This is a genomic window from uncultured Amaricoccus sp. (genome assembly GCF_937858865.1).
In the GTDB taxonomy this organism is placed as follows: Bacteria; Pseudomonadota; Alphaproteobacteria; order Rhodobacterales; family Rhodobacteraceae; genus Amaricoccus.
Genome location: NZ_CALLYO010000228.1, coordinates 1 through 7843, shown reverse-complemented (window position 1 = coordinate 7843; position 7843 = coordinate 1). Strand labels below are relative to the sequence as shown.

Annotated in this window: 10 protein-coding genes; 8 read left to right on the top strand and 2 right to left on the bottom strand. The window is 72.1% G+C overall.

All coding sequences use genetic code 11. The features are described from left to right. A partial coding sequence (locus Q0112_RS06250) for an iron chelate uptake ABC transporter family permease subunit (RefSeq protein WP_297972827.1) occupies positions 1-392 on the bottom strand: 392 nt, incomplete at its 3' end. 83 nt (positions 393-475) lie between these two features. Beyond that, entirely contained in the window at positions 476-1525 is a 1050-nt protein-coding gene (locus Q0112_RS06245; RefSeq protein WP_297972825.1) for an iron ABC transporter substrate-binding protein, read from the bottom strand. A gap of 142 nt (positions 1526-1667) precedes the next feature. Between Q0112_RS06245 and Q0112_RS06240 the strand changes: the two genes are divergently transcribed. The 8 genes from Q0112_RS06240 to Q0112_RS06205 form a co-directional block, all read left to right on the top strand. Beyond that, the gene (locus Q0112_RS06240; RefSeq protein WP_297972822.1) at positions 1668-1910 is read left to right on the top strand and encodes a hypothetical protein; all 243 of its coding nucleotides are present in this window, start codon (positions 1668-1670) and stop codon (positions 1908-1910) included. Continuing rightward, complete coding sequence (locus tag Q0112_RS06235; protein WP_297972819.1) at positions 1904-2962, top strand: iron ABC transporter permease; 1059 nt, start codon at positions 1904-1906, stop codon at positions 2960-2962. The genes Q0112_RS06240 and Q0112_RS06235 overlap by 7 nt, the downstream gene beginning before the upstream one ends. Next, a complete protein-coding gene (locus Q0112_RS06230) occupies positions 2962-3771 on the top strand; it encodes an ABC transporter ATP-binding protein (RefSeq protein ID WP_297972816.1) in 810 nt (269 codons plus the stop codon). The genes Q0112_RS06235 and Q0112_RS06230 overlap by 1 nt, the downstream gene beginning before the upstream one ends. After that, a complete protein-coding gene (locus tag Q0112_RS06225) occupies positions 3753-4766 on the top strand; it encodes an ABC transporter substrate-binding protein (RefSeq protein WP_297972814.1) in 1014 nt (337 codons plus the stop codon). The genes Q0112_RS06230 and Q0112_RS06225 overlap by 19 nt, the downstream gene beginning before the upstream one ends. 22 nt (positions 4767-4788) lie before the next feature. Then, positions 4789-5667, top strand: coding sequence for a DUF364 domain-containing protein (locus tag Q0112_RS06220; RefSeq protein WP_297972811.1), 879 nt, complete (start codon positions 4789-4791; stop codon positions 5665-5667). Positions 5668-5766: 99 nt separating this feature from the next. Beyond that, complete coding sequence (gene modA / locus Q0112_RS06215; RefSeq protein WP_297972809.1) at positions 5767-6564, top strand: molybdate ABC transporter substrate-binding protein; 798 nt, start codon at positions 5767-5769, stop codon at positions 6562-6564. 19 nt (positions 6565-6583) lie between these two features. Continuing rightward, a complete protein-coding gene (gene modB / locus Q0112_RS06210) occupies positions 6584-7285 on the top strand; it encodes a molybdate ABC transporter permease subunit (RefSeq protein WP_297972807.1) in 702 nt (233 codons plus the stop codon). Then, positions 7282-7843: molybdenum ABC transporter ATP-binding protein (locus Q0112_RS06205; protein ID WP_297972804.1), on the top strand; the 562-nt coding region annotated here is incomplete at its 3' end. The genes modB and Q0112_RS06205, both read left to right, overlap by 4 nt.

The window sequence follows — 7843 nt, the reverse complement described above, 5'->3', positions numbered from 1 at the left end:
GCGCCGATGGCGACGCCGGCGAGGACGAGGACGAGCACCGGGTCGCGGCCGCGGGCGGCGGTGCCGACGAGATAGACCAGGGCGACGGCGACGAGGCCGCCGGCAAAGGCGAGGGTCTGGATCGCGACGACGGGCAGCGACAGGAAGATGCCGGCGACCGCGCCGAGGCTGGCCCCGGCCGAGACGCCGAGGATGTCGGGCGAGACGAGCGGGTTGCGGAAGAGGCCCTGGTAGACGGCGCCGGAGGCGGCGAGGGCGGCGCCGACGAGGAGGCCGGCGCCGACCCGGGGCAGGCGGACGTGCCAGACCACCGTCTCGGCGGTCTCGGCGAGGCCGCTCGGATGGCCGGCGAGCTTGGCCGCGGCGATGCGCAGCACGTCGAGCGGCGGCACCGGATAGCGGCCGACGCCGAGGGCGACGAGGACGACGACGAGGAGGAGGGCGAGGGGCAGGCCCCCGGCCCGCAGCAGCGCGCTCAGGGGGCCGCGTCCGCAAGGAGGGTGTCGAGCTGCGCGTCGGTCAGCTCGACATGGTAGAAGAGCTGGTAGAAGGCGCGTGTCCTTTCCCGGAGGTCGTCGTCGCTCGCTTCCGGATAGAGGACGTTGGCCAGCCAGTCGACCCCGATGATGCGGTTGATGCCCGGAGGCGTGTCGAACCAGCCGAAGGGCAGCGCCGGCACGCGGTAGACGCGCCCTTCGCGCACGGCGGCGACGTCGCCCCAGACCGGCGCACCGGCGATGCCGGCGTGGAAGTCGGGGTTCTGGGTCAGGATCACGTCGGGGTCCCAGGCGAGCACCTGCTCGACCGAGACGTTGGCGAGCCCGCCCCAGCCGGCGGCGGCCGCCACGTTCGTCGCGCCGACGGCGTCGAGCACCTCCATGTTGATCGAGCCGGCGAGGCCGGTCTCGAGGCCGTCCGGGCCGCGGCCGTAGTAGACGCGCGGCCGCTGGTCCAGCGGGATCGCCGCCACGCGCGCCTCGAGGCGGGCGATCGCCGCCTCGGCGAAGGCGGCCAGCGCCTCGGCGGCGTCGGGGACGCCGAGCAGCGCGCCGACCTCGCGCAGCGTCTCGGGCGTGCGGGCGAAGCTGCCGTCGACGAGCACGTAGGGGATGCCGGTCTGCGCCTGCACCCGGTCGGCGAGCGAGGCATAGGTCTCGTCGACCGAGCCGACGTCGAGGATGAGATCGGGCTGCATCCCGAGCACCATCTCGATGTTCGCGGTGTTGCCGCGGCCGGTGAGGCGGCCATAGGTCGGGAGGTCGCGGTAGGGGGCGGCGAGATATTCCTTCTCCACCGCGCTCGGCTCGCGGACCCAGCCGACCATCTTCTCCGGCGCCAGGGCGTAGAGCAGCACCGAGGCGGGCGGGCCGGCGGCGAGCACCCGCTGCGGCGCCGCGGGGACCTCGACCGTGCGGCCGGCGGCGTCGGTGAAGGGCCGCGTCTGGGAAGGCCGCGTCTGGGAAAGCCCGGGAGCGGCGAGCGCGAGCAGGAAGGCGACTGCCGTCAGGAAGGATCGCCGCAGCATCCGCACCTCCGTTCCGCCAGGACTTTCTCTGGTATGTGCGATCGGCGACATCGGTCAAGCGGGATGCGCGCGCGCGAGCGTTTGACAGGGGTTCGTCGATATGCTCCCCTTATAGCCGGACGGATATAAGGAAGGGGAGGAAATGGAGACGCGAACCCGCGCCGTGACGCTGACGAAGCGCTGCAAGATCCACGGCATCGACCTCCCGCGGGAAGGATCGCTGACCGAGCGGTTCCGGAGCGCCTTCCCCGAGGCGCGCTTCGACGACGAAGCCGGCGAGTGGCGCATCGACTGGGAGAAGGGGCATTTCGCCGAGTCGAACGCCCGCATCGAGGCCTTCTTCGCCGATCAGGGCGCCGAGATCATCCACGTCGACAAGTGCTGAGCCCGGCCCTCGGCGCCGGGGAGGAACCGAAGGGCGGGGCGCGGCGGGCGCGGCAGCTGGGGCTCGTCACGCTGCTCCTCGGCGTGCTCGCCGTCGTCGCGATCGTCTCGCTCGGGTTCGGGCGCGTGCAGATTCCACCGGCGACGGTCGCGGCGATCCTGGCCTCGACGGTCGTGCCGCTGGAGCCGGGCTGGACTGACGCGGAGGCGCTGATCGTGCTCGGCGTGCGGCTGCCGCGGGTCGTCGCCGCGGTGCTGGTCGGTGCCGCGCTGGCCGCGGCGGGCGCGGCCTACCAGAACCTCTTCCGCAACCCGATCGTCTCGCCCGACATCCTCGGCGTCTCGGCCGGGGCCGGCTTCGGCGCGTCGCTCGGCGTGATGCTGCGGGCCGGGGAAGCCGGCATCCAGGGGTTCGCCTTCGCCTCGGGCCTGCTGGCGGTCGCCGTCTGCTTCGCGATCGGGCAGGCGATCAACCGGCACTCGATGATCGTGCTCGTCCTGGTCGGCGTCGTCATCGCCGCCTTCTTCCAGGCGATGATCTCGATCCTGAAGATCGTCGCCGACCCGGTCGACGTGCTGCCGACCATCACCTTCTGGCTGCTCGGCGGGCTCAACAAGGTCACGCCCGGCGACCTGCCGCTCGCCGCCGCCGTCATCGCATTGAGCCTCGCCGCGCTCTTCACCCTCCGCTGGCAGATCAACGTGATGAGCCTCGGTCCCGAGGAGGCGCGGACGCTCGGCGTCAACGTCGGCGGCACCCGGCTGCTGCTGGTGATCGCGGCGACGCTGATGACCGCGGCGGCGGTCTCGGTCGCCGGCATCGTCGGCTGGGTCGGGCTGGTGGTGCCGCACATGGCGCGCATCCTGGTCGGCGCGGCCTTCGACCGCCTGCTGCCGGTCACCGTCGTCCTCGGCGGGCTCTTCCTCCTCCTCGTCGACGACGTCTCGCGCGCGGCCTCCTCGATGGAGATCCCGCTCGGGATCACGACGAGCGTCATCGGCGCGCCGCTCTTCCTCTTCCTGCTGCTCAGGGTCCGCACGACATGGGCGTGATGCTGCGCGCCCGGGGGCTGAACTTCGCCTGGCCCGGCGGCGGGCGGCGTCTCGTCGACATCGACCTCGAGATCGGGCACGGCGACGTGCACTGCATCCTCGGGCCGAACGGGTCCGGCAAGACGACGCTGCTGCGCTGCCTGCTCGGCGGGCTCACGCCCGCCTCGGGCTCGATCGCCGTCGACGGCGTGGCGATCGGCGGCCTGTCGGCGCGGCTGCTCGCGCGCAAGGTCGCGGTGGTGCCGCAGGCGAGCCAGTCGGTCTTCGGCCACCTGGTGCTCGACATGGTGCTGATGGGCCGCTCGGCGCTCCTGCCGTTCATGGGCACCCCGGCCGCCGCCGATGTGGCGATCGCCGAGCGGGCGCTCGAGCGGGTGGGGATCGCGCATCTCGCCGGCCGGCCCTTCGGCGCGATCAGCGGCGGCGAGCAGCAGCTCTGCCTGATCGCCCGCGCGCTGGCGCAGGAGGCGCCGCTCGTCGTGCTCGACGAGCCGGCCGCGAGCCTCGACCTCGGGAACCAGATCCGCATCCTCGAGATCATCGGCACGCTGGCCGACGAGGGCTACGGCGTGCTGATGACCACGCACCATCCCGATCATGCGCTGCGGGTGGGGACCAGGGTGCTCGGCCTGCGCGACGGCCGCGTCTTCGGCACCGGCCGCCCCGACGAGCTTCTCTCGGCGCCGTTTCTCAGCGGCCTCTACGGCGCGCCGGTGCGCGTCATCCGCGACCGCGACGGCACGCTCGCCTGCATCCCGGCCCTCCCGGGCCGCTCATCGGAGTCCCGCCCATGCCACATCGCCTCCTGACCCTTCTCGCCGGGGGTTGCCTTCTCGCCTTCGCCGCTGCCGCCGACGCGCGGGAGATCACCGACATGACCGGGCAGACGGTGGTCGTTCCCGACGAGATCGACTCGGTCATCACCCTCGGCTCGGTGCCGGTGATCAACAGCTTCATCTTCGCCGCCGGGAAGGCGCCGCTGCTGGCGAGCGGGCTGCCGCAGCGCTTCGTCGAGGCCGGGCGCTGGAAGTACCAGTCGGTCTTCGCGCCGCAGATCGCCGAGAACCCCGACCTGCAGGATGCGAACTACGCCCCCGACCTCGAGCGCATCCTGACGCTCGCCCCGGACGTGGCGCTGACCTTCGACGCCGACACCGCCGACATCCTGCGGCCGAACGGCATCCCGACGGTGATGCTGCGCATCCAGAAGCCCGAGGACGTGAAGGCCGGCGTGGCGCTGGTCGGCGATCTGCTCGGCAACCCCGAGGTCGGCGCGCAATATGCCGAATACTTCGACTCGACCCTCGCCCGGATCGAGGGGACGCTCGCCGAGGTGCCCGAGAGCGAGCGGCCGCGCGTCCTCTACATCAGCCCGGCGAACATGACCCAGCCGCACCTGGTCGCCGAATGGTGGATCAAGGCCGGCGGCGGCGTCAGCGTGACCGACGACGGCCGCACGCAGGAGGTGCTGCCGCTCTCGACCGAGATGGTGGTGGGTGCGGACCCGGACGTCGTCGTCGTCGGGGATCCGCGCCACGTCGAGGTGCTGACCTCCGATCCGACGCTCTCGCAGCTGCGCGCGGTCCAGGAGGGCCGGATCCTCGTCACGCCGATGGGCGCGCACATCTGGGGCAACCGCACGGTCGAGCAGCCGCTGACCGTGCTCTGGATGGCGACGAAGCTCCATCCCGACCGCTTCCCGGAGGCGGAGCTGGTCGAGACGGTGCGCGACTTCTATGCTAGCTTCTTCCGCATCGACCTGACGGACGAGCAGATTGCCGCGATCCTGAGCGGGTCGGTCTGATGCCAGGCCACGGGTGAGACGCATGACTGACGACATCCTCTCCGAGACCGCCCGGATCGTCCGGGCCGAGCTCGGCTCCGACCTCGCCGCGATCCGGGTGGAGCGCGGCGTCATCGGGCTCTTCTTCACCGGGATCAAGCTCTCGACCGGGCACGCGGGGCTCTGCGCCACGCCGATCAAGGAGATCCCCGAGGCGGTCTGCTGCCCGAGCTCGGCGATGGCGATGCCCTTCCCGGGCAAGCTCACGCGGCGCAGCGCCGGCGACCTGATCGACGAGGCGGTCTCCTCGACCGGCGTGCGCCGGGCGGTCGGCATCGCGACGCTGAACGCGCTGGCCGAGATCGTCGCCGAGCGCCGGGGCCGGGCCGGCTGCGAGGTGATCGAGGGCCTCGACGCCTTCGATGCCGCCGAGGTGCGCGCCGAGGAGACGGCGGTGGTCGTCGGCGCCTTCGTCCCCTTCCTGCGCGCGCTGAGGAAGCTCGGCGCCCGGCACTGGGTGCTGGAGAAGGACCCGGCCACGCTGAAGGAGCACGAGCTGCCCTACTTCCGCCCCGCGGAGGCGGCGCCGGAGGTGGTGCCGCAGGCCGACGTGCTCTTCGTCACCGGCACGACGCTCATCAACGGAACGCTGGGCGAGCTCCTCGCGCTCGCCCGGCCGGACGCCCGGGTCGCGGTCGTCGGCCCGACGGTGACGATGATCCCGGACGCCTTCTTTGCGCGCGGCTGCCATATCCTCGGCGGCGTCCGGGTGACCGACCCCGACGCCCTGCTCGACGTCCTGGCCGAGGGCGGCTCCGGCTACCATATCTTCGGCCGCTCGGCGGCCAAGGTGACGCTGCGCGCGACCTCCCGGGAGAGCCGCGCGCCGGCCGGCCATCGCCTTGCCGATGCGGTCGGCTGACGCGAACGATCTTCCCTTCCTATGTTCGAGTGGATAGATCGGTCGGGTGGCGTGCCGCTGTCGCCGCGCCCGAAACAGGCTAATCCTGGGAGGTTCGACATGTTCACTCGAAACGTACGCTCACTTCAACGCGGCTTCGCCGCCCTCGCGGTGGCGGCCTGCCTCGCTGCGCCGGGTGCGATGGCGGCCGACGTGACGGTCTTCGCGGCGGCGAGCCTGAAGAACGCGCTCGACAACATCAACGCCGCCTGGAAGGCCGAGGCGGGCAAGGAAGCGACGATCTCCTATGCGGCGAGCTCGGCGCTCGCCAAGCAGATCGAGGAGGGCGCGCCGGCCGACGTCTTCATCTCGGCCGACGTGCCGTGGATGGACTATCTCTCCGAGCGCGACCTGGTGCAGAAGGACACGATCGTCCAGCTGCTCGGCAACCGCCTGGTGCTGATCGCGCCGGCCGATTCCGACGCCAGCCTCGAGATCACCCAGGGCGCCGATCTCGTCACCGCGCTCGGCGACGGCCATCTGGCCGTGGGCCAGGTCGATTCGGTGCCGGCCGGCAAGTACGCCAGGGAGGCGCTGACCACGCTCGGCATCTGGGACCAGGTCTCCGGCCAGCTCGCCCAGGCCGAGAACGTCCGCGCCGCCCAGGCGCTGGTCGCGACCGGCGAGGCGCCGTTCGGCATCGTCTACGAGACCGACGCCAACGCCGAGGAAGGGGTGCGGGTCGTGGCGAAGTTCCCCGAGGACAGCCATTCGCCGATCATCTACCCGGCCGCGGTGACCGCGGAGGCGACGAGTGCCGACGCCGGCGCCTTCATGGAGTTCCTGCGCACCGAGACCGCGGCCGGCCTCTTCCAGGCCGAGGGCTTCACCGTCCTTGCCCCGGTGCTGGTGAACTGAGGCGGGACGGGACGACGGCATGGAGTGGCTGAGGCTCAGTCCCGACGAATGGACTGCGGTCCGCCTCTCCATCCGCGTCTCGACCTGGGCGACGCTGGTCAGCCTGCCCATCGGCATCGGCGTCGCCTGGCTGCTGGCGCGGCGCGACTTTCCCGGAAAGGCGCTCCTGAACGGGGTCGTCCACCTGCCGCTGATCCTGCCGCCGGTGGTGACGGGCTACATCCTGCTGCTGACCATGGGCCGGCGCGGGCCGATCGGCAGCTTCCTCGACCAGCACTTCGGCATCGTCTTCGCCTTCCGCTGGACCGGCGCGGCGCTCGCCTGCGGCATCATGGCCTTCCCGCTCTTGGTGCGCGCCATCCGCCTGTCGATCGAGGCGGTCGACCGGCGGCTCGAGGCGGCGGCCGGCACGCTCGGGGCGAGCCCGCCGCTCGTCTTCCTGACCGTGACGCTGCCGCTCATCCTGCCCGGCATCATCGCCGGGATGATCCTGACCTTCGCCAAGGCGATGGGCGAGTTCGGCGCCACGATCACCTTCGTCTCGAACATCCCCGGCGAGACCCAGACCCTGCCCTCGGCGATCTACACCTTCACCCAGATCCCCGGCGGCGGTGCCGGCGCGCTGCGGCTCACCCTCGTCTCGATCGTCATCGCCATGACCGCACTGCTCGCCTCGGAGCTCCTCGCCCGCCGGATCAGCCGCGGCATGGATCTGGGGTGAGCCTCGCCGTCGACGTCCGCCAGCGGCTCGGCGCCTTCAGCCTCGACGTCGCCTTCGAGAGCGCCGGGCGGCTGACCGCGCTCTTCGGCCATTCCGGCTCGGGCAAGACCACGCTCGTCAACCTGATCGCCGGGCTGTCGCGCCCCGGCGAGGGGCGGATCGCCATCGACGGCCACGTCCTCGTCGACACCGCCACCCGGACGTTCCTGGCGCCGCACCGGCGGCGGATCGGCTACGTCTTCCAGGACGCGCGGCTCTTCCCGCACCTGACGGTGCGGCAGAACCTCGCCTATGGCCGGCTCTTCAGCCCGCGCCGCGAGCGCTGGGCCGACGTGCCGAGGATCGTCGAGATGCTCGGCATCGGCGAGCTGCTCGACCGCCGGCCGGCGCGGCTCTCCGGCGGCGAGAAGAGCCGGGTCGCCATCGGCCGGGCGCTGGCGGCGAGCCCGCGGCTCGTGCTGATGGACGAGCCGCTCGCCTCGCTCGACGAGGCGCGCAAGGCCGAGATCCTGCCCTATATCGAGCGGCTGCGCGACGCGCTCGGCATCCCGATCCTCT

What these genes read in the sequence shown, in the direction of transcription:
- Q0112_RS06245 (WP_297972825.1), bottom strand. Translation starts at nt 1,525, where the DNA reads ATGCTGCGGCGATCCTTCCTGACGGCAGTCGCCTTCCTGCTCGCGCTC.
- Q0112_RS06240 (WP_297972822.1), top strand. Translation starts at nt 1,668, where the DNA reads ATGGAGACGCGAACCCGCGCCGTGACGCTGACGAAGCGCTGCAAGATC.
- Q0112_RS06230 (WP_297972816.1), top strand. Translation starts at nt 2,962, where the DNA reads ATGCTGCGCGCCCGGGGGCTGAACTTCGCCTGGCCCGGCGGCGGGCGG.
- Q0112_RS06225 (WP_297972814.1), top strand. Translation starts at nt 3,753, where the DNA reads ATGCCACATCGCCTCCTGACCCTTCTCGCCGGGGGTTGCCTTCTCGCC.
- Q0112_RS06220 (WP_297972811.1), top strand. Translation starts at nt 4,789, where the DNA reads ATGACTGACGACATCCTCTCCGAGACCGCCCGGATCGTCCGGGCCGAG.
- modA (WP_297972809.1), top strand. Translation starts at nt 5,767, where the DNA reads ATGTTCACTCGAAACGTACGCTCACTTCAACGCGGCTTCGCCGCCCTC.
- modB (WP_297972807.1), top strand. Translation starts at nt 6,584, where the DNA reads ATGGAGTGGCTGAGGCTCAGTCCCGACGAATGGACTGCGGTCCGCCTC.